The sequence below is a fragment of the Paenibacillus sp. LHD-38 genome, from assembly GCF_031157315.1.
Taxonomy (GTDB): Bacteria; Bacillota; Bacilli; order Paenibacillales; family Paenibacillaceae; genus Pristimantibacillus.
Genome location: NZ_JAVIFU010000010.1, coordinates 1 through 25409, shown reverse-complemented (window position 1 = coordinate 25409; position 25409 = coordinate 1). Strand labels below are relative to the sequence as shown.

The following is a 25409-nucleotide window of genomic DNA, read 5'->3' as shown; positions in this document are numbered from 1 at the left end:
CTATGGATAAATCCCTCGTATATTTACTTACCAAAGCATATGTCGCGATTTCGTGCAGGTTCGGCTTATGACGACAAATGCCTACATCCAATTTGCGGAAGAACCGTATGCTAATAGGAGCGAGTATCTGGGAGGGGAATTTTGTGAATAAAAAGCAAGCCAAGGCGGCGCCTGTGAAAAAAGTACACAGCACCGTTGCGAGCAAGTGGACGAAGACAGTTGTCCTGCAGGTTGATCCGCAGGTTAGAAAATACCTGCCCCCGGCGCGGATGATGACCGAAAAAGGCCTGCGGGAGATGCTGCTGAAGTGGAAAATGGTATACGTGAAACCGACGCTTGGATCACTAGGGAACGGCGTTATGAAGGTGGAGCTGAATGAGGGAAAGGGATCTGGCCGAGCGGCGCACAGCTATTCGTACCAGCTTGGGGAGACGCGGTTAACCTTTCGTACTTACAAAGAGGCTTACCTATCCATTCTGAAAAGCACGAAGGGGAAGGAATATCTTGTGCAAAAGGGCATTCATTTGCTTAAACACAAAGGCAGGCCTTTTGACATTCGCCTCGTTATACAGCAATCGCCTCGCGGTATTTGGGAAGCGACCGGCACTTTAGGCAGAGCGGCTCATCCTCGCAAAATCGTGACGAACGGAAGCCAAGGCGGGACCATTTATCCAACCGACTATTTGCTGAAGCCCTATACGAGCAAGGTGAAGCGGGCCCAAATGCTGGAGCAAATGAATAAGCTGGCAGTCAATACGGCAAAGCGGCTCCAAAAAGTTTATCCGGGAATCAAGGAGCTGGGACTTGATCTTGCGATTGACAGGCAGTTGAAGCCTTGGATCCTTGAGGTGAATACGCGGCCGGATCCCTGTCCGTTTACGCTGCTCGATGACCAATCGATGCTGCGAAAGATCGTCCGTTATGCCAAAGCATACGGCAAGACCTACCGGCTAAACTGTAAAAAGGCAAAACGAGGAATCGGGTAGAGAGTGCAGCTGAAAAACCCTCGCTGTAAGCACACCTAGGTGTGCTTACAGCGAGGGTTTAGTGTTAGTCATACTTGGTAATACCTGCGATGCTTCAGTGGGTTCAATCGGCCATGAACAACGATTCCATGGAGAATGCAGTGCGGAAGCGGAGGCTCTCGACAGGATCCCGCAGATCCCGGCCGGTGAGCCTTTCGCATTTTTCAAGGCGATAAGTTACTGTGTTGCGGTGGACAAACAGCTGTTTCGCGGTTTCCGCCAGTTGGCAATGCGTATTGTAAAAGGTGCTGAGCGTTTTGAGCAAATCGCTGCGCTCTTTACCTTCGATGCTCAGCAAATCCTTAAAGGTTTCTTCGTAATATTCCTTTAGTTCCTCCTTCGGAATCAAACGAAGCAGGTTATTGAAGTTTTTGGCGCGGTAGGGCTGAACGAACTGCTTTTTGCGGGCATCATAGCCTGTTTGCAAGGCTTCGACTGCTTCTTTGTAGGACAAGGGGATATGGGGCAGCTGCGATACCGGATTGCCGACACCGATAGAAATGGGAATGCCGTGAAGCTCGCCTAACGTGCTGACCATATGCTTCAGCTGCTCGATAAACTTGCTTTCCTTGCCTTCCGTCACGTGCTGGCTTGCATGCAGGGCGATAAGGAAGCAAAAATATTCGTTTTTGGTGAACATCACAAAACGCAGATCCAGCTTCGAAAATTCGCTTTTCAACAGGTTGTAATGGCGATCGCGCTCCGATATGAAGCGGCCGTCCGACTCGAGCGTGCTGGAGGAGCGAAGCAAATCGAAGGAAGTATCGCGTTTGGCGACAACACTAATATAGACGGGATGGCCAAGCAGGTCATAGTTTTTGCTGCGGTGCATAAGTTCCTGCTCCGAAGTGATCAATCCATCAAAGAAGTCGGAAAAAAACTCGTTTTTGTACCGCCGTGACCGCTCTTTTACCGCTTGCTTTTTCATAAGCTCAAGCCCAATGACGTTAGCGGCTTGTTCCATGGCATGCTTCGTCAGATTGCTGAAATGCTTGCTGATATCGCTCGTCAGGGCGATTAAGTAGCCTTCGAGCTGGAAGGTTACGATCGGATGGAGCTCAGCTGTCGAATAGAACGTTCCGCTGGATTGCTGCAGGGAAAGCGGGATGGTGAAGGAACCGTGCGGCGAGAGTGATGCCAGCTCGGCTTGAAGCTCGGATGAGAGCTTGTGATACAGCTCCTCTGTCATGGAATTCGAACGGAAGAGCAGCCCCGCTTGCGCGTTCATAAGCATGACCGGCGAATCAATCAGGAGAGCGAGCGCTTCTATGACATCCTCGGTGCTCTTGCCCTGCATAATCATCTGCGAAAATTGCTTATGCGTCGTTAACGCATAATGAAGCTCATCGGTCCGCTTTTCCAAAATGTGACTGAGCGAGTAGTTGGAGATATCGCCGAGCGATTGCTCCAGCGACAGCTCGATAATCGGGAATTGCAGCCTCTCCGCACATTTCAGCACATCCTCCGGAACCTCTTGCAAAAAACGTTTTGTCTTAATCGCAAGCCCGGCACAGCCGACCTTGGCCATACTCGTTACGAGAGACAGAAGCGCTTCGGGATGGTCCTTCATCGCATAACCTGTCGTAAGCAGCAGCTCTTGCGGTTTTAAATAATTAATAATATCAGGAGCGTCCATGATGTTGACCGATTGGACGCTGTTTGTCATGCCGTCATGTCCGGCAACCACCTTCGCATTCGCATAGATAGGGAGAGAGATAAGTTCTTTAAGAAGCATGACCGCATGCACCACCAATGAATTTTATGTTAGATTTTATGACATCAATATATCACTTATGCCGCGAGGTGTAAATGTATGATTGTGTGTAGTATTCAATGAATCTGCGATATTTTTAGCTATTGTGCACAATGACAAGGGGGGCGATACGAATTATGATGTAGTTATACATCACCGATACATGTAATATAAGCTAACAACAAAATGGATTGGGGTTGGGGAAATGAAGTTGGTAGTGAATCAGGTTGGAAAGAGCTTTGGATCAAGAACGATTTTGAAAAATGTAGATCTTACGGTTAACTCACATGAGTTTATTTGCATACTTGGCCATAGCGGATGCGGCAAATCGACGCTCTTGAATATGATTGCAGGTTACCTTTTGCCGGCTGACGGTTCGATTACGGTAGATGGAGAAGAGATTAAAGGACCCTCGAAATCAAGAGGGATGGTATTTCAGGATCATGCTTTATTTCCCTGGATGACCATAAAGGACAATATTGCCTTTGGTCCCGAAGTGCAGAAGATGCCGAAAGCGCAGGCGAAGGAAACAGCCATGGCGTTTCTGAAGCTGGTCGGCCTCGAGCAATATGCCTCTCATTATCCCGGAGAGCTGTCGGGAGGGATGAAGCAGCGTGTAGGGATTGCAAGGGCACTTGCGAGCAAACCGGATATTTTGCTTATGGATGAGCCGTTTGGCGCACTGGATGTCCTGACGCGGGAAACGATGCGCGTCGAGCTTCAAAAGATTTGCAGTCAGCTCAAGCCGACCATCCTATTCGTCACGCACAGTATCAGTGAAGCGGTTTATCTCGCGGATCGGGTCGTTGTGATGAAGCATGGCGAGATTGCGGAAATTTTCGAGGTGGGTATCAAGCATCCCCGTTCTTCTCATTCCGCTGGATTTGGCGAGATGATGAGCCGGATTGAACGGGTTCTCATGGATGAAGAGCATGTGGAGCTAGCGCAAGCAAAGGTGGGATCGTAATGAACGGAGCAAAATCAAAATTATCTACGGTAAAGGATGCAGGGACGGGCGTATCGGCTTTGTCGGGGGCGCCCGTCATCAGCAAGCGGGAGAGGGGCAAGCGTCCCTCTGCATTCAGCCGATTTTTCCAGAAATATAATATCCTCCCCTCCATTCTGTTTTTTGTGTTTTGGGAGTTGTTCTCCAGAGTGAATGAAACCGCCAAGTTTTTTAACCCAAACTTCCTTCCGGCTCCAACCGTGCTGCTGTCGGAGGGCTGGGAGCTGGCGAAGACAGGAATGATTACAGACAGTCTCCTTTCAAGCACGATCCGAATCGCATTAGGCTTTGTGATCGGAAGCGCAGTGGCAGTAGGGCTCGGCGTCATCATGAGCAAGTTCAAAACCGTCGAGCGGTGGTTCTCGCCGATCCTCAATCTGGTTGGTCCTATCCCTACCTTGGCGCTGCTGCCTTTGTTCATTATCTGGTTCGGCATCGGAGAGTTTCCGAAGGTGCTGCTCATTGCATGGACGACTTTTATCCCGGTGCTCGTTTACACGCTGGATGGCTTCAAGTCCGTGCCTTCCACCCTGATTCGTTCAGCGCTTAGTCTGGGGGCGACAGAACGCCAAATCTTTACAAGAGTCATGCTGCCTTCGGCGATTCCGAATTTTCTCGTCGGCGCGCAGGTAAGTCTTGGGCTATCCTTCTCCGCTCTTATCGTCTCTGAGATGATGGGTGCAAAATCGGGTCTAGGCTACATTATCGTAGATGCCAGAAACTATTTCAAAATCACGAACATGTTCATTGCCATCATTTTGATCGGCTTGGAATATAGCTTGTTCTCTTACCTTCTGAAGCTTGTAGAGAAAAGGGTTATGGTTTGGCGCAAAGGCGGGCTTCGAGATGCCATCGAGAAGTGACGCTGTATACCCGGACTAGAGGGAAGCAAGTGAAACCTGCAAGTGATACAAGGGAAATGGCGTGGCAAATTGTAACTACAAAGAGAAAAGTGGAGGGAATACCTATGAAGAAATCCGGGAATTGGTTCAAATCTGCAATCGTACTTACGTCGTTAACCTTTGTGCTTGCTGCCTGCGGCGGCAATAACAATGCGCCGGCAGCCGTGAACGAAGGAGCGGCATCGAATGCGCCAGCCTCCGCGGAGCTGGAGACGGTGGATCTGACATTGGTCGGTGTCCGTGATGCTCAAATCTCCTCGCAGCAAATCATTGCAGATAAGCTTGGTTACTTCAAGGAAGAAGGGCTTAACGTAACGAGTCAGCTGATCGAAAGCGGCCCGGATATCGGTCCGATGGTAGCCGGCGGCAGCGCTCCTGTAAGCATTCAAACGAACTTTATGGATATTATTTTGAAATCGACGGATATTCCGGTCAAAATCATTGCCCCGCTCGCTCAAATTGCCGGTACGCAGGCGGTTGTCGGTTCAAGTAAGCTGGAGCTGAAGAGCGCGAAGGATCTTGAGGGCAAAACGATCGGTATCCCGAGCGGTGCTGACGTTACCATTGCCATCAATAACATGGCCAAAGAGCTTGGCGTAGACGCTAGCAAAATCAAATACGTGAACCTTGCGCCAAGCGATGCGGTAGTCGCTTTGGAGAAAGGGGATATCGATGCGCTGGCTGCTTGGGAGCCGTTCATTACGAAGGCGATCCAAGGCGGCGGCCAGTTCCTCTTCAGCGGAACGAAGAGTGAACTGCCTGACAAGCAGGGGGATGTGAATTGGATGAGCGTACATACGACCATTCAAGTATCCGATGATTTTCTGGCGAAAAACCCGAACACGCTGAAGGCTGTGCTCCGCGCTTTGAAGAAAGCAACAGATTACATTAATGACAACCGTGAAGAAGCGATCAAGACACTGGCTCCCGAGCTTCACTTGACGGAAGAAGAGCTGACGCAAATTATGTCCCGCAACGTGTATTCCATGGAGGTTGGCGATACTTACGTAAACGGAAGCAACGGCCCGGCTGTCGGTGAGTATCTGAAGTCGGTTGGCAACATCAAATCTATTCCGGCAGCGGCATCTTACCATGATCTTAGCTTGTTGAAGGAAGTAGACGCAAGCTTGGTCGTAACTGAGCTGAAGTAGAAAAAAAGGATAACAAAACGCAGGCCGACAGCAGGCTTGCTCCCTCATAATCGATGGTAGCTAATCGGGCCGCGGACCTCGTTGTCCGCGGCCTGCTTGTTTAAAATATAGGAAAATATAAGTTTGAAACTTATACCAAGCCTATATTTCGCCGCGAAACGAGCTTGTGCCGCCAGAGGACGGCGACAGCCGTTTGCGCTTGGCGGTTAGGGGCTGCGCAGCGGTTGAAAATTTAGTAGAGACTGCTTCACTATTTGGCTGAATTTGCTCATAAACTGCAACAGAGGATGGATTTAGGTGTGGGGTTCGCAGAGTTAACCCCTGCGCCGAGAAAGGCGGAGAGTGAGATGGCGGGAATGGATAAGCTCGATTTAATCATAAAAAACGGCAGCGTGGTATTGAAGAATGAGGTCCGAGTGCTTGATATCGGCATTAAAGCGGGGCGGATTGTTCAGCTGGGCGAAGCGCTTGACGCAGGACATGCCGCTCAGATCGCGGATGCATCCGGGCTAACGGTCATGGCGGGCATGATTGATGTCCACGTCCACTTAAACGAGCCTGGCTTAGGTGATTGGGAAGGCTTTGAGACAGGCTCCGCCGCGCTCGCAGCCGGCGGATGCACGACTTATGTCGATATGCCGTTGAATGGCATTCCGCCTACCGTTACGGTGAGCGCGATGGAGCAAAAGCTTGCCGCGGCAAAGGATAGGTCTTATGTGGATTACGCCATTTGGGGCGGATTGGTGCCCGGCAAGCTGCATGAGCTTATTCCGCTGCATGAGGCGGGAGTCGTTGGGTTCAAGGCGTTCATGTCATCGCCGGGCGATCCGAGCGAGGATGCGTTCCGCGAGGTAGATGATTACACGCTGCTCGAAGGCATGAAAATCATTGCGGGCGTAAACAAGGTGCTCGCCCTGCACGCCGAGAGCGAGCCGATCGTGTCGAAGCTTGGCCGGGACATGCGGCAGGCAGGACGGTTGACACCGGCTGATTATGTGGCCTCGCGGCCCGTTATAGCCGAGCTTGAAGCGATTAACCGGGCTCTCTTTTATGCGGAGCAGTCGGGCTGTGCGCTTCATTTCGTGCATATAAGCAGCGAGGCGGGCGTTCGCTCTATTTTGCAGGCGCGTGAACGCGGTATCAATGTGACGGTGGAGACTTGTCCCCACTATTTGATGTTGACTTCGGCGGATTTGGATGACAAGGGAGCGGTTGCCAAATGCTCGCCGCCGCTGCGGGATTATGCGGAGCGGGAGAAACTTTGGGGAGTCATTGCGGAGGGTGCGGTCGATATGATCTCGTCGGATCATTCGCCGTGTCCCGCCTCCATGAAGGAAGCGGACAACTTCTTTGATGCTTGGGGCGGCATTGCCGGTGCGCAAAGCTCGGTAGAGCTCATTATTGGAGAAGGCCATGTCAAGCGCGGCTTGCCGCTTACGCTGCTCAGCGACTTGCTCTCGGGCGGGCCTGCAAGGCGATTTGGTCTTCAAGATTCTAAAGGTGAGATACGGATAGGCGCAGATGCCGATCTCGTGCTGATTGATTTAAACAAGTCTTATATATTGGAGAAGGAGCATTTGTATCAGAAGCATAAGCACAGTCCGTATATTGGAGAAGAGCTGCATTGCCGGATAAAAGAAACTTATTTGCGCGGACATAAGGTATACGGAGAAGCTGACGGTTTAGTTGAAGTGAAGCGAGGCCGATGGGTGAGGTAGATTCTGCAGGCGAGACAGGAGGAACAGCTATGGAGCGAGGTTTGCGTCTCTCACCGCAAGAGAAGGAGCGGATGTTATCGCATTTTGAAACGCAGGTTATGCAGGTTTTGAACTGGCTGGCCTCGTTTAGCCCGGATGAGGAAGGCGGCATTACGCGGCTGCTTTATACGGAGGGATGGCTGGAGACGCAGCAGGCGCTTTCCGCTAAAATGGCGAGCTATGGGTTATCCACGGAATTTGATAACGTAGGCAACTTATTTGGGAAATTACAAGGCGAGGATTTGGATGCGCCTTCTATTATAACGGGCTCTCATATCGATACCGTCGTGCAGGGCGGGATTTATGACGGGGCCTATGGTATTGCGGCGGGCATGCTCGCGCTGGATTATTTGCAGAAGACTTACGGTAAGCCGAAGCGAACGCTAGAAATCGTGTCGCTCTGCGAAGAGGAAGGAAGCCGGTTTCCGATGGCTTATTGGGGCTCAGGAAGCGTTGTCGGCAAACGGAATTTTGAGCAAATTGTCCATCTTCAGGATTTGAATGAAGTGTTTTTTGCGGATGCGATGCATCGCTGCGGCTTTGGCGAAGGGACGGCCAGGGACAGCCGCCGCCATGATATCGGCGCCTTTATCGAGGTTCATATTGAGCAAGGGGCTGTGCTCGAGAAAGAGGGAATCGCGATCGGTGTGGTCGACACGATTGCCGGTCAGCGCAGGCTGAAGTTTGAGGTGATCGGCGAATCCAATCATGCGGGAACGACCCCGATGCATATGCGAAGAGATGCGCTTGAGGGTGTGAGCATGATGATTCAAGCGCTCCGCCAGGAGACGATTCGTCTGGGCTCACCGCTTGTGGCAACGGTCGGCAGACTGCAGGTGCAGCCTAATGTGCCGAATGTCGTGCCGGGCAAAGTGATTTTTACGGTGGATGCGCGTCATGCCAACGAGCAAGCGCTGGATAGCTTTTGCCGCTGGGTGCTTCAGGAATTTGCGTCAATTGCGGGTGAGCGCCAGCTGGAGCTTCAGGGTACGGAATGGTTTCGGGAAGAACCGGTGCCGATGAATGAAAGTCTTAAAGGACATCTGGATGATGTATGCGGAAGCCTGTCTATTTCCTCCAAACGCATGATCAGCGGTGCAGGGCATGATGCCCAGATGTTCGAACATATTTGTCCGACTGCCATGCTGTTCGTGCCGAGCAGGCGCGGAATTTCGCATTCGCCCGAGGAATATACGGAGCCGCAAGAGCTTGCGGTTGGGGTGCTTGTTCTGACGGAGCTGCTTTATCGACTAGGCTATGAGGGGGAAGAATTATGAAGACTTATAAGGATCTAGCGCCATCGCCGCGCACGATTATGACGCCGGGGCCGGTTGAAGTAGATCCGCGCGTGCTGCGGGCGATGTCTTATCCGATACTTGGACAATTTGATCCGGAATTCACGGCCTTAATGAATGAAACGATGGGCATGCTGCGGCTGCTTTTCAAGACGGAGAACGAGTGGGCATTTCCGGTGGACGGGACGTCGAGGTCTGGCATCGAAGCCGTACTCGTTGGATTAATTGAGCCGGGGGATAAGGTGCTTGTGCCGATTTACGGCAGATTCGGGCATTTATTGACGGAAATCGCTAAACGCTGCGGAGCGGTCGTTGTAACGCTGGAAAAGGAATGGGGCAGCGTGTTCTCGGCGGAGGAAATCGTGAGTGCGATAAGGGAGCATCAGCCTAAGCTGGTGGCTCTTGTTCATGGCGAGACATCGACCGGACGCATGCAGCCGCTCGAGGGAATTGGGCAGGCATGCAGAGAGGCGGATGCGTTGTTCGTCGTGGATGCTGTTGCCACGATTGGCGGAATTGAAGTAGCGACGGACCGGCTGCTTATTGATGCGATAATCGGCGGCACGCAGAAATGCTTGTCCGTACCGGCAGGCATGGCTCCGATTACGTACAATAAACGGGCGGAGGCCAAGCTGCAAAGCCGCAAAAGAATCGAGAGAGGGCTGCTGCTCGCTGATGGCGAGGATGATCCGCTGCTTCGCCCGATTCAGAGCAACTACCTCGATTTGAGCCAGCTTCAGGACTATTGGAGCCCGGCGCGGTTGAACCATCATACGGAAGCGACCTCGATGCTTTATGCGCTGCGCGAGGGTCTGCGCCTCGTGCTGGAAGAGGGACTTGAAACGCGTTTTGCCCGGCACCGCGAGCATGAAGGCGCGTTAATCGCCGGTTTAGAGGCGATGGGCCTGCAGTTATACGGCGACCCTTCCTGCAAAATGACCGTCGTTACCTGCATTGTAATACCTGCCGGCGTAGACGGAGAAACGGTTCGCTCCATGCTGCTGGACCATTACGGCATCGAAATCGCAAGCTCCTTCGGGCCCTTGAAGGGGAAAATATGGCGCATTGGCACAATGGGCTACAGCTGCAGCAAACGCAATGTGCTCCTAACGCTTGGCGCTCTGGAGGCCGTGCTGCTGCGCCACGGGCACAAGCTTGAAGCGGGCAAGGGGCTGCAAGCCGCAATGGATTTCTATGGCATGTAGGCATATTTCACAAAGACTTTACTTTAACTTTACTTTGCTGCTGCTTTACTTTTACCCGCGACCGCTACAATAACCTCATAGTGAATTTACGAGGGTGGGGGCATAGGTATGCTGGTAAAGTACAAGTGGACCATTATGATGACGCTATTGCTGCTTGCTTTAATGGCGGCGTTCCTGCTGCAAGGAGTGAACCGCTCGAATGCTTCAGGTGATTTGTCTGACCCTTTTCTTGATCCGTATGCCTTGTCACTTGCGCATCGGCATGCGGGTCCGGGAATGGAATCGGCGGCGGAGAAAGACGTGCGGATACAGCTGGCTTGGCCGCAAGGCGGGCCGGTCGCGGGTGCTCCGTCGCTGCTTTCCTTGACAGTTAGCAGCGGAAATGGCAAGTTGATCGAGGATTTTGAGGTCACAAACGAGAAGCTTCTTCATCTCATTGTCGTAAGCGGGGATCTGCAGCAGTTCCAGCATGTTCACCCCGTGTATAAAGGCCAGGGAATATTCGAGCTTCCGATTGTCTTTCCTGCAGGTGGTGCGTATAAGCTGTATGCGGATTTTTTGCCTAAAGGGATGAACGAGCTGACGCGCATAGGCGAGGTAAGTGTACGGGGCGAGCTGCCTGCACCGTCGATCTTGATGCCGAGTGAAACATTGGTTGCCCAGGTTAACGGCATGCAGGTGGAGCTTACATTCGCCGAAGAGCCGTTGCCGCAGACGCAGCTAAGCATGGCCTATACGTTTACCGATGTGAAAACGGGGGAGCCGATAGACGATTTGGAGCTGTACCTCGGCGCAGTTGGGCATGTCGTTGCAATTGATCAATCAATGCAGCAGTTTATTCACATCCATCCGCTTAATTGGGCGTCTAAGGGGCCGCAAGCGGTATTTGGCGTAAGCTTCCCGTCGAGCGGGCTGTATAAAATTTGGGGACAATTTCAGCGCAAGGGTGAGACGGTTGTGGTGCCGTTTGTCGTTAAAATCTAATTTAATAAGCGATTGGCGAATGCCTATCTGCGAAAGTGAGTCTCGGGTTCCTTGGGGAAGCGGGGGACCCAGCTTTCTCGGGTAGGCTTTTTTTAATACATATGAATTTATAAGTTTACCCACAAATCGGGGTTCAAATATTTCGCCGCGAAACGAGCTTATGCCGCCAAAAGTCAACGATAGCCGTTTACGCTAGAACCGATAAAAAGCTTTACCCAAAACAGGGAAATATATTAATTTGCCTTTACCTTTTCGGCCTTATTTCATTACCTTCGCATGTTAGAGTATGTAACATCACTAAGGGAAAATGACTTAGAGAGAAATTATAATTGGAGGGAAACTATGAGAAAGAAAAAGCTGATCGTATCCGTTATTGCAGCATCCGTCGTTATCGCTTCAATTAATATTTTTCCGGGTGCGCTTGGGCTAGGCCGATTGAGCGCGGCAGAGATCGACAAGATCGTATACCATCCGCTTAATCCGTTAAGCCCGCAAGAGATCGAAGAAGCAGCCGCTATTATCCGCAAATCGCAATATGGCAGCAAGGAAATGTACTTCTCTGAAATTAAGCTGGAGGAGCCGGATAAGCAGAAGGTATGGGCTTGGGATGATGCGGGCGGAGCTAAGCTAATTAGGGAAGCGACTTTCACGCTCATTAAAGGAAACAAGCCGTACGAAGGAACGGTGAATCTGGATACGGATAAAGTGGTGTATTGGAAAGAAGTGAAGGAGGGCTGGCCTTTCTATACGGAATGGGGCCAATCGGAAGCGATCGTTGAAAAAGATAAGGAGGCGGTAGCCGCTCTCGCAAGGCATGGCATTACGGACCTCAGCAAAGTGTCCTTTGCGGATGGACCGCTAGGCGACTACGGCCCAGAGCTGACCCCGCCGGGATCACGGCTTGCCATGTCGGTTCCGCGTCCGAAGATTGAGGGTGCGGTTAACAGCTTCGCGCATCCCATGGACGGTCTAGCCTTCCTAGTAGATCTGAATGCCAAAAAAGTAGTTAAAATTTACGAATCCGGCAATCCTCCGGTTCCAACCGATCCGAATGATTATACGAAGGTGATCAAGACGAAGCGGACGGACGAGATTAAGCCGCTTATCATCAGCCAGCCGAAGGGCGCAAGCTTCTCGGTAAAAGGAACCATGGTTGATTGGCAAAACTGGAAGTTCCACTTCCGCCTTGATCCCCGCGTAGGGCCGATGGTTTCGACCGTTTCCTATACGGAGAACGGGAACAAACGCAAAATCATGTATGAAGGCGGTCTCGGCGGCATGATGGTTCCATATGGCGACCCGGACGCTGCTTGGCTGTACAAAATATTTATGGATGCCGGCGAGTACGGCGTCGGTTTATCGACTCGGCCGCTTAATATCGGGTCCGATGTGCCGAAGAACGCGACTTTATTCGATGCAGCCATCAATAACACGGAAGGCAAGGCGCAGGTCATTAAAAATTCATTTGCTTTGTTCGAGCGTTACGCGGATCCGGAATGGTCGCATAACGGCGAAGCGAGAGAGCGCCGCGAGCTGGTGCTGCGCGCAATCGCTACAATCGGCAACTATGATTACGTGCTTGACTGGGTATTCCTGCAGAACGGTTCGATTAAGCTTATGGCGGGAGCAACGGGTCTTGCTCAGGTCAAAGCCGTCAACACGAAGACGATGGATGATAAGACAGCAGTAAGTGATACCCGCAATGGCAAGCTGGTGGATGCAAACATTGTCGCACCGACGCATCAGCATATTTTCAGCTACAGGCTGGATTTGGACGTGGACGGCGAGTCCAACTCTGTCGGGGAGATTTTGCCGAAGGCCATATCGGTTAAAAATCCGGAATTTGCCCGCAGCGAAATGATTACGGTGGAGAAGACCTACAAGCTGGAGCAAGAGGCCATTCAGAAGTTTGATCCGGATAAAATAGTTCTCGTGACGAATACGAGCAAGGAAAACAAGCTGGGCTACGCAACGGGCTACCAGGTTATGCCTTATGCAGGCGGCACTCATCCCTTTATGGAGGAGCCGCTGTTTACCAAAACGGATTATGTCCTAAAGCGTGCGGAATTTATTAATCATCATATTTGGGTAACGCCTTACAAGAAGGAAGAACAGTATTCCGAAGGCAAGTATACGACACATAATAAAGATACCGGGCTTGGGCTCTGGACGCAGCAAAACCGCAGCATCGAGAACAAGGATACGGTCGTGTGGCTGACGACAGGAACGACGCATGTCATGAGGGCAGAGGAATTCCCGATTATGCCTACGGAGTGGGTCACGGCCATGATTAAACCGTTCAATTTCTTTAACGAGACGCCGACGCTGGATTTGAATAAGGTAGAGTAAAAAAAATAGCTAAAAAAACAGTCCCTTTATTTGCCGCTGTGGCAGATGAACGGACTGTTTTTCCGATTTGAAACCATCCTGGTTGTTATTGCGATGTTACATAGAAGTCGTTATCTCATTGATCTGAAGCCCAGTCGTCTGTGATTGTCGATGTATCGGCATCCACTTGAATACGGTGAGAGCTTTCCTTTTTATCCTGAAAGTCGATTAGAAATAGCTTCTTTTCCTCATTATAATTTACAGGTATGGCCTTCGTAGTCGTTAGGTCCAATTGCTCTCCATAAGCTTTAAGCAAGTTGCGAACTGTGGCTTTGTCTTCCTCTGTTTGATTATATAAACCCAGATGCAAAATTAAACTCTCCGCATCTTCCTGGAGTATGGCTTGTAAGTACCTTTCCGTTTCACTAATGACATGAGGGTACTGATCGATCAGTGGAGAAACGTACAAAGGCTCGCGATGATCATCATCTTGTGCAGCAGGGGTTCCGTTACTCTTGGAGTACTTTATTTGAAAAGGAACGGAACGTACTTCCCCTTTCTTCATGCCGGTAATCAAGAAATTTTCTATAAAATAATCTTCATTCTGCTCATTGGATTCAAAAGATAGCCTCAGGTCCGTCAACGTGTCGAAATGCAGCCGAAATCCTTCGATGCTGATCTTCATCGTTTCAGGGGTATATTCATTTTCCGCGTGCGCCATTAAGCTGGACAATAACTGTAAATCTTCCTTCTTCAGCGCATCGAGGTAGTTCTCTGCATCCTTGGTGGCGATGCTCTCCAGCGATGGATCTTCGTTGGTTGACGCCTCCTCCAATGATGTTGTTTCCTTCGGTTCATCAGCAACCTTCTGCGGTTCAGTGCTCTCGGGCGTAATTGATGGTCTCGGAGTTTCCTCTTTGCTGCATGCTGCAGTCGTCGCGACCACAATCGAGATGGAGAGGGCAAGACTTATCGATTTTTTAATTATATTCATAACACTCACTCCCTTATGGATATTCTTCAATCCCAACCGCATAGTATATGCTTAGACGCGTTAATTCAGGGAAAAGTTTCCATAATTTAAAATTAGATGATAACGTGTTTTCTTCATTCCCGACCAATATTAGCGTTAAGAGTCTATTACTACGCCGATCACTGACTTCAACAGCCCGACAGTTACCGAGCTTCATCTCAGCGGTTCGGTTATTGACCGAAACTAAGCTTATTTCATTAAATCTTTGATCAGACATCCGCCCGCGGCTATTACGTATTAGATATAGCATTAATGTAAATCATCCAATAGCGGCAATGTTAGCGAAAAAATACAGCCGCGGCCGCTCTGATCATTAGGTATAACCGTAAGCTGGCCGCCATGAATGTCGGCAATTTCCTTGGCGATCGATAAGCCGAGTCCGCTCCCTGGTATGCCGCTGTTTCTTGACTTATCTACTCGATAAAAGGAGTTGAATACATAAGGTAGCGCATCCTCCGGTATGCCTGCTCCGCTATCCATGACGCGGAAGACCGCATCATGATTTGTGAGTTCAAGGGTAAAGGCGATGGGGCTGCCAGCCTCTGAATATTTCATGGCATTATCAATTAGGTTGTCGATAATTCGGCTGATGAGATGGGGATCGCCCCGTAATCGGCCGCCGTTTGTGAGCTGCCTCGTCTGGAAGGGACGCTGTCCCAGCTTCATGTAAGCCTCCCATTTCTTGACCATGTCCTGGAAGAAAGCATCCGCTGCAAAAACGGTAAATTTGGCTTCCAGCTGCCGGGTCTCCAATAAGCTCAGTTCGTTTAGGTTGCGAACGAACTGATTAATGGTTTGGATGTCCTCATAGATTCTGCGCAAAAAGATACCCGTATCCTCTCCGCTAATCGTCCCGTCATTTATCGCCTCTATATAACCGCGGATTAATGTAATCGGTGTCTTCAAATCATGCGAAATATTCATGAACAGCTCCTTGCGCCAATGCTCTAATCGCAGGAGTTCATCTACGCGCGCTTCCAGTTCGTTATTCATGTCACGCAGCTCTTCCGTGCGCAGCTCGACCTTATGCTCGAGCTGTTGGTTAAGCTCGGTCTGCTGCTCCATGAGCTCGCGAATTTTGTGCGACATACGATTGAAGGAACGCAGCAGCTGATTGAATTCCAACGTCCGTGTATCGTTGAGGGCAGAAGTGAACTGGCCCTCGCCCATTTCGGCGAATGCGCCAGCGAGCAGATTGACGGGTCTTGAAACCTTTGAGCGCAAATAGAAAGAAAGCAGAATGCATAGAGCGACGGCGACGAAACCAAGCAGGGACAACTGAATGATGAGCTGCTTGCCTGTTTGAGAAGAGAGTTGCTCCGTAGCGGAATGAATCGGCTCAAGGAGCTTGTTTTCCGGAATGATATAGCCGAGTATCCAATTCGTAGACGGGATAGCGCGGCTGAATACGACCTTCTGCTGCCCGCTGAGCTGCATGCTGCGGAAGCTGTTTAATGTTTCCTTGCTGAAGAGGGCGGCTAGGTCGAGCTGCTCAATTTCACTTTCGCCATGCCGCTGGGCGGCAATGAGCTCATGATCGGTATCGAGCAGCAGCGCGATGCCGTCCTCGTCTCCGAATCTCGTATTGAGCACGTTATTTACGAAACGTTCAATCGTCACATCGGCGGCAACCACGCCTCTGAGTACGCGGTTCTCATCATAAACAGGCGTTGTCGCGGTAAACATCCAGCCTCTTGGCGTGATATCGAGGTATGGTTTCGTCCATGCCACCTGATTCTTTTTTGGCCTGACGTTCAGGGCGTCGGAATAGAAGTTATACGATGTGAGCTCGTTGATAGGTTTTGGCAGCGCGTCGGAATCCTGACCTGTATATTCCGGATAATAAAAGGAACCGGATTTCGGATGGATATAATACATCGATACGATATTTTGCTTCCGCGAGGATTCCGATTGGAACAGCGGGAACAAAGCCTTGCTCAGCGCCAGGTCGTAAGCCTGCTCCGGCGATGGATACTGGAGCGGGTTATCTGTTCGAATGGAAATGACCCCCATGCCATCGGAATGCGCATCGGTAAACCTTTTCTTCTCCGGGTCATAGCTAAAGGCAATGGGCTGTACATCTTTGCTGCTATCTGCTGAAAATATAGATTCGGCGAGCGCTTTGGAGAGCAGGACTGCATCCTCGACAAGCCGAAGCTCGGTATCGATGGCACGGACCTGCTCTTCAATATTGGCTTCGTACATGCTTATGTAATTTTTTTCGATTAAAGCGGTATTCAGCTCATTGAAGTGATTGAGCTGTGAGGTTACCGTTTGTCCGGCGAATACGGATAATAGCAAAAGCGGGATAAGGGAGACGGTCAGCATGGCTGCAAGCATCTGAAAAGCAAAGGTGCGCGGCCGAAGAAGTGCTCTAATGCTCTTTAATGGGTTCATCGAACTTGTATCCAATGCCGCGTATGGTTTTGATGCGCAATGGAGATGAGGGGTTTATCTCGATTTTTTTACGTAAATGCCCGATGTGCACTTGAAGGGTTTTGGTGTCAAGGTTGCTTTCGTATCCCCAAATATGAGTCAGTAAGCGCTCGGCTGTAAGCACTTGGCGTGCGTTTTGCATGAGGTAAGCGAGAAGCTGGAACTCCTTCGCGGAAAGCTCGATTCGTTTGCCATCCACATAAACCTCATGCGCGTCGATGCGCAGCTGGACATGCGCGGACGAAATGATCGTTGAGGGGATGGCTTCGGATTGCCGTTTATAGACGATTCGGTTGCGGCGCAGCTGTGCTTTAATTCGAGCGACCAGCTCGATCGGGCTGAAGGGCTTGCTGACATAATCATCCGCGCCTACGCTTAGCCCGACCACCTTGTCGATTTCAGTGTCCTTGCAGGTGAGAAATACAATGGGGACATCCGTCGTTTGGCGCAGCCTGGCGCAAAGCTCATAACCTTCCATATCGGGCAATAAAACATCGAGTACGATGAGCGCGGGTTCCTCGTTTTCAATCAACTCGATCGCTTGTTTTCCGCTTGTTGCATTCAAATGGCGAAAGCCGTCCTTGGACAAATACATGCCGACCAGCTCGCCGATTCTAACTTCATCGTCTACGGTTAATATGAGTTCTCCTGGCAAGTCGGTTCACCTCTTTGCATGGGATATAAACGTCACTCTTTCATTTAATATATACGTGAAAGTAAGGTTTGTGCAATATTAATGTAAGGTTATATAACATAAAACGCTGCCATGCCCAAATAAAAAAGCAGACCAGCTTATAACAGCTGATCTGCTTCGATCGTAATCCTAATTCGCATTCGAAATTAATTGTTAATATAACGCTCGAAAATCGCGCCAAAGTCCTTCACGCGATATTGCTTATGCGTGTTGACCAGCCAGTTGAAAGCGGATTTGTTCAGGCCGTCGAATTGCTCGACAACATTGAAATCGCCTTTATGGATTTGCTGCAGCGTAGTGGATGCGAGATCAAGACTGCGTCTTGCGTATTCAAGTGAGATTTCATTCTCGCGGGTAATTTCGGAAATTTTGATAAGAGCTTTGTACAGGTCTTTAAGCTCTTCGATATGCTTCTTGTTTACGTCGATTGAGAAAGGTACGGAGCCGATCGTGAACTTGATTTCAACGTCAAGATCTACGGTGCCTGCTGTTTCGAGCGCAACCTGCGAAATCTGATTAGCGCTGTATGAATAACGCTTGAGCGTGCGCTTCTTGCTCAGTGCGCTTGTGCCGTCCAAATGGATGAGAGCGAGATTCGTAAAGCAATATTCATCGGTTTTCGATTTGATCAGAAAATAGATCTTCTCGTTATCCTCATGCATGACATAGTCGTCAGAATCGGCCTTGCTGAAATCTTCAGGCTTAATAATCGCGCCAATATCGCTTAATCCGAGCGCATCTGCAGCTAATTTTCCAAACATCGTACCATTCCTTTCATAATCGCATCGATTTCATACTTACTCATTATATATTAGAATTTGGCATTTATGTTAGTTCGATTGTAGGATTTCGATTGGAACAAATGGATAAAAAACGGAAATTTCAGCAAACTGTGGAAAGGATAAATATGCTTACGATTCGAATCATGGTGGAGAATGGAGTGTTGCGCTCTGAGTAAACAAAAGGAAGGTTCGAGCTCGCTGCGCAGGGGGCTGAAGGCTCGGCATATGACGATGATATCGCTGGGAGGCTCTATCGGTACGGGGCTCTTCCTCGCAAGCGGCGGTGCTATTCACTCCGCGGGGCCGGGAGGCGCGCTGCTTGCCTATGCGCTGATTGGAGTCATGGTTTATTTTCTCATGACGAGCTTGGGGGAAATGGCTACCTATATGCCGGTGTCGGGGACCTTCAGTACTTATGCGACCCGGTTTGTCGACCCCTCGCTCGGCTTTGCGCTGGGGTGGAACTATTGGTACAACTGGGCGATTACGATCGCCGCGGAGCTGTCGGCTGCTACGCTTATTATGAAATTTTGGTTTCCGAACAGTCCCTCTATTTTGTGGAGCGCTCTGTTTCTGCTACTAATGCTGGGCCTTAACCTCCTATCTGTTAAGGGCTATGGAGAGTCGGAATATTGGTTCGCGATGATCAAGATCATCACGGTTATTATCTTTATCGCGATAGGCTTATTGATGGTGATCGGCATTTGGAACGGACAAGCCGTAGGCATAAGCAATCTGACGGATAATCCGTTTCCCGCAGGTTCTCTAGCCACGTTAGGCGTGTTTATGGCGGCGGGCTTCTCGTTTCAAGGGACGGAGCTGATCGGGGTGACGGCCGGGGAAAGCGAGAATCCGCGCGAAAATATTCCCCGTGCGATCCGTTCAATTTTTTGGCGCATCCTCTTATTCTACATCTTGGCGATCCTGCTGATCGGCATGCTGATCCCGTATTCGAACGAACAGCTGGCGAGCGGGGATATTTCGACTAGCCCGTTTACGATTATTTTCGAGAAAGCGGGGCTTGCGGTTGCCGCCTCCATTATGAATGCGGTGATTCTGACGTCTGTTTTGTCCGCAGGCAATTCAGGTATGTATGCTTCCACGCGCATGCTATGGGTGCTTGCGAAGGAAGGCAAGGCGCCGCGTATTCTCGCGCGGCTGAATGAACGCGGGGTACCGGTTGCTTCGCTGATCGCCACAGGAGCGCTGGGCATGCTTGCGTTTTTGGCTTCTTTTTTCGGCGACGGGGTTGTATATGTGTGGCTGCTTAATGCTTCAGGGATGTCCGGCTTTATCGTCTGGCTCGGTATTGCGATTAGTCACTATCGCTTTCGCAAAGCGTACATCTACCAAGGACGGAAGTTGGAGGATTTGGCTTATCTCGCCAAATGGTTTCCTTTTGGACCGATCCTTGCTATGCTTCTTTGCATTGTGGTGATCGGTGGGCAATTCATTGGGGCGCTGCATGACGGACGAATCGATTGGGCCTATATTATTGCGTCTTATGTCGGCATTCCGCTGTTTCTTGCTATATTCATCGGACACAAATGGAAGCATCGCACCCGAATGCTCACGCTGGCAGAATGCGAGCTGGAACCGGAGGAATAGGGGCGCCTTACAAACAAACAAAACCCAGCAGGCGATTGGTCAAGCCCCAATATTGTAGACAATGAAAAAAGCCCTATGAACTGAACTATTTAATGAAAGCGGCAGACCAGAATTGGTTTGCTGCTTCAATGATTGAACTAACGTTCCTCGTTAGCTTAATTTACTTCATTAGATTTTACTGCATAACTTCACCTTGATTAAAGTTTATAAATAATTCCAATTTTGCGTAGAAGTCCTCTAATATAAAACGCGAATCCACACTCCGGTATACCCGTATCTTGCGATTTCCCGGTTTGTGCCTATATCCCATTTCTGAAGTTATTTCAGGCGCTTCAATGAGATCATAGTCGAATACTTGATCGTCAAGTAGTAAAGAGACTGCAGGGGAGTCGCCAAGAACCCATATTTCCCCTTTCGGCCACTGAGGTCGATTGCCGTTTTTTATATTGTGCTGAATGAGATATTCATATAAGTAGCGGCCAATTTCTCCATGCGGTCTAACCTTGACGGCCAATTCTGCCAAACCAACACGAACCATATCGTAAACGTTTTTCGGGACCTGCCACAACGGTATTGGCGAGTCGAATACGACTTTGGCTGCTTCGATGTCATTAGATAAGTTAAATTCAGTATCACCATTCGGATAAGTTCCACCGCCAATCCAAACGGCAGTTAAGCGATTTGCGATTCGCGGTTCTTGCAAATAAGCCGATGCTAGATCGGTTAATGGCCCTTGGAATGTTACAAATAGGGGAAGTGAATCATCCTTCATCGCTTCTTTTATGATCAAATTAGCGCCCTCAGAAGGCACAGGTGTTAGTATATTCGGTATTTTATGGTTAGCTCCTTTGACAACTTTATACTTCTCGCTCAAACCCATTAGATCTAGCACATGTAGGATTTCCTGATAGGAATCTTCCGCACCTGTTGCACTTCGTGTACCGAAATGTGCTCCGATTAATCCTTTTATTTGCAGACGCGGGGATAAAATTGCGTGCACGATTGCATATTGATCATCGGCCTCACATTTAGCATCCGAATTAATGATAACACGAATTTGTTTCTTTTCTGGTACTTCAAACGGCATCTTCATTTTATCCACACCTTATTCGTTTTCTAAAAAATATCATGTAATTGAAAACATATAAATGAATATTTTTCAGCTTTATGTGTAGTTTTTTTTAGAATTTTTATTTCAACTATCCTGCCCGTTAGCTTAATGAAGTCCAATTCTAACATTTGATTTTTGTCTAACACTCATGCTGTAAATTGTAGTCGATACTCAATTGGCGTCTGCTTTTTTAATTTAATTTGGATTCGTTCATTATTGTAAAATCGAATTACCCTTATAGTACCATCGGTTTCCCACATGGGTTTTTCCAATGTCTACTATAAGGGGTGCACTTCAGATCGCCAGCTGGGTTTATTTTGCTATTAACTGATGCGCTCGCTATTCAAACGCCCTGAAAGGTATCGTGAATTCCGGCATACCCAGTGCGTAAGCGGTATACTCATATTGCTCGAAGGTGATGACGATCGCGCCATGTCTGAGGTAGAAGGGGCGATCCGGCTTGATGCCCTCGAATGGACTGATCAGATCAAGCTTTCTCGCCTTAATTTGCGCATTAATCGATTGATTGATTATGGTTACGTAATCGGCATTGCCGCCAGCGGCCTCCTTCAGAGACACCGTCTCGCCTGTTTTTAAATCGAATGTATAGGGAACGCGTACGGTTGTGCCGTGTGCGCCGCCGAGGTCGATATAATAATCGACATAGAGGCTGAGCTTATCCTGTTCGTTATAGGTGATGGTGTAATTCCCTTCATAGGCTACCGGCGGGTAATCGATATCGGGATTATCCGATTGTAATTTTTCACTCTCCTGCGCAGCTTGGGTAAGGGACTGCTGTCCGGAGACCGCGAAGGCTTCAGCTTCTCTTTTTAAGAAGGCATTGACCTTGCTCTGGGCTTCGTCGTTCTCATACCCGGAGATGACGGGGTAATGAATAAGCAGCGATTGTTTCTCCGTTACTTTGCTGATCGTTTTTGTAGCAAAGTTAAGTTTGTTCTCTTTGATGGTCTGAATGGCTACCGTGCGCGTTTTGGCGTCATAGGAAATGACATAGCCCATTCGTTCCAGCAGAAAGCGAAGCGGCAGAAAGGTCGAGCCGTTATTCAAAATCGCTTGGCTGCCGTATACGCGCTGGCCGTTAAGCTCATAGCTGCCATTGACCGGAGACGCTATGAGAACACGGTTGCGTCCGGTGACAACGGCCGATCTTGTCTTGGCATCCCAGCTTGTTGAAAGGCCCAGCTTTTCATTAAGCGCACGCAGGCTGATGTAGGTCTCACCATCGACGATCGCTGTGGGCACGTCTGTGCGCATACCGTCAATTAAGAATGGCTGGGAGACGACATTTAACATGGCTGCAGCGGCTGCAGCGGATCCTGCCCCGGGGAGCAAGCCTGCCGCTGGCGCCGTTGAAAGAAGCATGGAAGCAGCAAGTGCTGCTGCAAGCCTTCTTTTTCGTTTCAAGCTCTTATTTTGTTTGATTTGGATTGGTGTCATACCGTATTCCTCCTCTTCATATTGTCGATAGCTGCATAGACGCACCCGCGAATCGAATGTTGCAGAAGGATTGCTAAATAAACAAGCTGCTCCTAGTCATTAACCGAGGAGCAGCCTGTTTAAACATGGGATTGCTTTATTTTTTTGTTGCGATCGAGAAAATCACCGTCTTTGCTGCTGTGTCTACTTGAATATTGACATTATCGGTGCCGATTAGTTTTTGCTGGGATGCTACCTTGGCGCCTGCTTCAACACGCTTGCAAATATCGTTGAAGAGCTCTTTGAACGCAGATGCGTTATAGCCGAACAGTTGGTTGGTGAATTGCTCGACCACCTCTTTGTTGCGGGCGAGCGTGCCATCGCGAAGCCTAACAGTGATGCCGTAGGTGTTGTACTGCGGATCGAGCCAGACAGCCGCCTCTTCATTGATGGAAGAAGAACCGGACGTCCGGTTAAGGACGCTGTCCTTCTCGGCTTGATCTTTGAACAGACGCAGCGTTGTTTCGTATAGATCATGATTCGAGCCGCGCAGCTGTCCCGCGAGCAGGAGGGATTCATAGGCATCCCACATCCGTTTGTCCGGGAAAACAATGATTTTTTTGCCTCCGCCAACGGTTGGGACGATTCGCTCCAGCTTCTCAGGTGATACTTTTATGGCTAAACGCTTCGATTTATCGGTGAGGCGGTTAAGGATGACCAGCGATTCTGCACGAGTTACCTTATCCCCGACGCCGAAGAAGCCGTTCGGATACCCCTGCATGATGCCCTTCACAAGCGTCTCGGCAATGAATTTCTGTTCACGCTCGGAGGCGCCCATAAGGTCGCCGTAGGCTTGGGCCATCTTCTGGCCGAACAAGCCGTCTTCAAGAAATTCCGTTTCTTGAAGCGTATAATAAATAATCTCAGCCACGTTCTCACGCGTCATATCGGCTTGAAAATCGTTGTATCTACTCTTATTAAGGAAATGAAGATCGCTTGCTACGTCAATATAAAGCTTGGCCCAGTACCCGGCCGAACTTGGTTTAAAGTCGAAATATCGGTAATCCTGCTTCAGAATCGCTTGATTTTCCTCAGTAAGCGATTGAAGGAACTGCGAGTTCCAGCTCCGTGAACCGTTTTGATGCAGGTCGGTGTACGAAAGCACGAGCATTTTGATAAATTGGTCTACTTTCACCGGCTCCTGTGGGCGGAAGGTCCCGTCCGGATATCCGTCTAAAATCCCTTGTTTTACCATATCGCCGATCGTTTTCTCCGCCCAATGACCTTTAATATCTTTGAATATCGGCGCTGAGGCTGCAGCCGTTACGTGATCATTTGCGGGCGATCCCGAAAGTGCTGCCCAAAAAACGGTGATGACCATTGTGATAAGCGCGAAACGCTTCATAAAATATCCCCCTAAATTATAAAAAACGATATATTCCGACATTCTCTAGATAACCATATTTATGCGTTATTGAGAATGGGCTAAATGGCATGACGTTTTTCTGGAATGTAGTTCTAAATGCCGGGAGTCTTTGTGCGGATGGTTTTTTTGACGCGGAATTAGCATTTGCGGTGGCGAAGATTAACTGCAGTTGAAACACAAAAAGGCTGCCGGGAGGCAGCCTTTTGTTCAAATATAAGAGAGTATAAATTTCGGTTACTAAGTGACCAAACTGAATAAGCGTCAAGTTAATTCTTAAATATTTTTATGAAAATGGTAACCGGCGATAATAATTTTCTTGTTAAGATAGAAGCGATGCGCATCATGTCGTTGAACGCCGGAATCCAAGTGGAATTGTGGATTCCCCCTATTTAAAATGAAGAGGCTGTTCTGAAAGGCTATCAACCTTTAGAACAGCCTCCGCTTAGTACGGGAAATGCGGCTAGATGTCTAGTCGAGAACCGCTGTGATATGAGCTTTTGTAATGGACCAGTGGGAAGCGGACCATACCTTTTCTTTTTTCTCGATAAACATAATTTGCGGCGACTCATGCTTCACGGATGTATCTTCTGCGATTTGGTTAGATACAGGACGCGACTCAATGACCTTTACAAGCACATAATCAACGTCTTCTCTTGGTTTGCCCTCAAGGTATTGATTGAATTCTGTATAAGCGTTCGCGCTAACCGGGCATGTTGTGCTGTGCTTGAACACGACAAGCGGACGAGTAGCAGAAGCATCATAAACGTTGTTCCATTCTTCAATGGATGTGATTTCTTTGTATGACATAGGGGAACACTCCTTTTATTCTGCTGTGCAGATGATTGTTACAGCTGTATCTGTATTATAGCTCTTTTTCCGATGTAAAGTCATCTTTAGTCGAATTGCAGCGGGCACTTCTCGCGACCGTCGATGCGTAAAATATGAAACGGTACGATTACATGAATACGTCTAGGGGTACATTATCCAATAATAAAAAGGGATGGTGCTATGTCTATATGGGAAGACGCATAAGCAGGGAGTACGAACGATGAAGAAATGGATGATAGCTTTTATAATTTAGCGCCGAAAAACCCCTTGCTTTAGCTATGGGGATGTAAGGTGCTTCGGGTGAAGGGCAGCTAAAGCCGCCTTAATCACCCGACATTAGATCTACTGTTTTATGGTATAATTTTCTTGGAATGAATCGATATCACAGGGAGAAGTGGAAAGTAATCACAATGCAGCATTTGACTGTAAGTACCATGTTGTATTTTGTCCAAAATATAGACGCAAAGTTCTAACACCTCCTATTGATGCAAGATTAAAAGAACGGTTCCAGCTTAAATCAGAAGAACTTCGAGCTGAGATTGTGGAAATGGAAATCATGCCTGATCACGTCCATCTACTCATCAAGTGCGACCCGCAGTTCGGCATCCACCGTGTAGTTAAACACTTGAAAGGGTTCACTTCGCGCAT

The 25409-nt window shown here is 49.1% G+C and carries 20 protein-coding genes; 11 read left to right on the top strand and 9 right to left on the bottom strand.

From position 1 onward, the window contains the following. The first annotated feature begins 143 nt into the window (after positions 1–143). Entirely contained in the window at positions 144–986 is an 843-nt protein-coding gene (locus RCO25_RS10470) for a YheC/YheD family protein (protein ID WP_308996097.1), read from the top strand. A 103-nt stretch (positions 987–1089) separates the two neighbouring features. Here the strand turns inward: RCO25_RS10470 and RCO25_RS10465 are convergent, their stop codons facing one another. Then, the gene (locus RCO25_RS10465) at positions 1090–2760 is read right to left on the bottom strand and encodes a PucR family transcriptional regulator (RefSeq protein WP_308996096.1); all 1671 of its coding nucleotides are present in this window, start codon (positions 2758–2760) and stop codon (positions 1090–1092) included. Between the two features lie 223 nt (positions 2761–2983). Between RCO25_RS10465 and RCO25_RS10460 the strand changes: the two genes are divergently transcribed. From RCO25_RS10460 to RCO25_RS10425, 8 genes are all read left to right on the top strand, one after another. Beyond that, positions 2984–3745, top strand: a complete 762-nt coding sequence (locus tag RCO25_RS10460) for an ABC transporter ATP-binding protein (RefSeq protein ID WP_308996095.1) — start codon at positions 2984–2986, stop codon at positions 3743–3745. After that, positions 3745–4647 (top strand): ABC transporter permease, encoded by a 903-nt coding sequence (locus RCO25_RS10455; RefSeq protein WP_308996094.1) that lies wholly within the window; start codon positions 3745–3747, stop codon positions 4645–4647. The genes RCO25_RS10460 and RCO25_RS10455 overlap by 1 nt, the downstream gene beginning before the upstream one ends. Before the next feature lie 104 nt (positions 4648–4751). Then, a complete protein-coding gene (locus tag RCO25_RS10450) occupies positions 4752–5837 on the top strand; it encodes an ABC transporter substrate-binding protein (RefSeq protein WP_308996093.1) in 1086 nt (361 codons plus the stop codon). Positions 5838–6136: 299 nt separating this feature from the next. Further along, positions 6137–7555: an allantoinase AllB gene (allB, locus tag RCO25_RS10445; protein ID WP_308996092.1), complete on the top strand. Its 1419-nt coding sequence runs from the start codon at positions 6137–6139 to the stop codon at positions 7553–7555. Positions 7556–7584: 29 nt separating this feature from the next. After that, entirely contained in the window at positions 7585–8871 is a 1287-nt protein-coding gene (gene allC, locus RCO25_RS10440) for an allantoate deiminase (protein ID WP_308996091.1), read from the top strand. After that, the gene (locus RCO25_RS10435; protein WP_308996090.1) at positions 8868–10094 is read left to right on the top strand and encodes a pyridoxal-phosphate-dependent aminotransferase family protein; all 1227 of its coding nucleotides are present in this window, start codon (positions 8868–8870) and stop codon (positions 10092–10094) included. The genes allC and RCO25_RS10435 overlap by 4 nt, the downstream gene beginning before the upstream one ends. A gap of 108 nt (positions 10095–10202) precedes the next feature. Further along, entirely contained in the window at positions 10203–11078 is an 876-nt protein-coding gene (locus RCO25_RS10430) for a hypothetical protein (RefSeq protein WP_308996089.1), read from the top strand. 342 nt (positions 11079–11420) lie between these two features. Continuing rightward, positions 11421–13427, top strand: a complete 2007-nt coding sequence (locus tag RCO25_RS10425; RefSeq protein WP_308996088.1) for a copper amine oxidase — start codon at positions 11421–11423, stop codon at positions 13425–13427. Between the two features lie 115 nt (positions 13428–13542). On the opposite strand, the gene RCO25_RS10420 is transcribed toward RCO25_RS10425, so the two are convergent. The 4 genes from RCO25_RS10420 to RCO25_RS10405 form a co-directional block, all read right to left on the bottom strand. Next, positions 13543–14400, bottom strand: coding sequence for a hypothetical protein (locus RCO25_RS10420; RefSeq protein ID WP_308996087.1), 858 nt, complete (start codon positions 14398–14400; stop codon positions 13543–13545). Between the two features lie 288 nt (positions 14401–14688). After that, the gene (locus RCO25_RS10415) at positions 14689–16836 is read right to left on the bottom strand and encodes a sensor histidine kinase (protein ID WP_308996086.1); all 2148 of its coding nucleotides are present in this window, start codon (positions 16834–16836) and stop codon (positions 14689–14691) included. Continuing rightward, a complete protein-coding gene (locus RCO25_RS10410; protein ID WP_308996085.1) occupies positions 16814–17530 on the bottom strand; it encodes a winged helix-turn-helix domain-containing protein in 717 nt (238 codons plus the stop codon). The genes RCO25_RS10415 and RCO25_RS10410 overlap by 23 nt, the downstream gene beginning before the upstream one ends. 185 nt (positions 17531–17715) lie before the next feature. Beyond that, positions 17716–18330 (bottom strand): PH domain-containing protein, encoded by a 615-nt coding sequence (locus tag RCO25_RS10405; protein WP_308996084.1) that lies wholly within the window; start codon positions 18328–18330, stop codon positions 17716–17718. A 174-nt stretch (positions 18331–18504) separates the two neighbouring features. On the opposite strand from RCO25_RS10405, the gene RCO25_RS10400 reads away from it, so the two are divergent. Further along, positions 18505–19959 (top strand): amino acid permease, encoded by a 1455-nt coding sequence (locus RCO25_RS10400; RefSeq protein WP_308996083.1) that lies wholly within the window; start codon positions 18505–18507, stop codon positions 19957–19959. Between the two features lie 175 nt (positions 19960–20134). On the opposite strand, the gene RCO25_RS10395 is transcribed toward RCO25_RS10400, so the two are convergent. From RCO25_RS10395 to ytxJ, 4 genes are all read right to left on the bottom strand, one after another. After that, positions 20135–21052 (bottom strand): nucleoside hydrolase, encoded by a 918-nt coding sequence (locus RCO25_RS10395; RefSeq protein WP_308996082.1) that lies wholly within the window; start codon positions 21050–21052, stop codon positions 20135–20137. A gap of 357 nt (positions 21053–21409) precedes the next feature. Continuing rightward, a complete protein-coding gene (locus RCO25_RS10390; protein ID WP_308996081.1) occupies positions 21410–22528 on the bottom strand; it encodes a stalk domain-containing protein in 1119 nt (372 codons plus the stop codon). Positions 22529–22664: 136 nt separating this feature from the next. Then, positions 22665–23912 carry an S-layer homology domain-containing protein gene (locus tag RCO25_RS10385; RefSeq protein WP_308996080.1) on the bottom strand — a complete coding sequence of 416 codons (1248 nt, stop codon included), beginning with the start codon at positions 23910–23912 and terminating at the stop codon, positions 22665–22667. A 489-nt stretch (positions 23913–24401) separates the two neighbouring features. Beyond that, positions 24402–24740 (bottom strand): bacillithiol system redox-active protein YtxJ, encoded by a 339-nt coding sequence (ytxJ, locus tag RCO25_RS10380; protein WP_308996079.1) that lies wholly within the window; start codon positions 24738–24740, stop codon positions 24402–24404. Between the two features lie 415 nt (positions 24741–25155). On the opposite strand from ytxJ, the gene tnpA reads away from it, so the two are divergent. After that, positions 25156–25409 (top strand): IS200/IS605 family transposase (gene tnpA / locus RCO25_RS10375; RefSeq protein WP_308996078.1); only part of this gene is annotated, 254 nt, incomplete at its 3' end.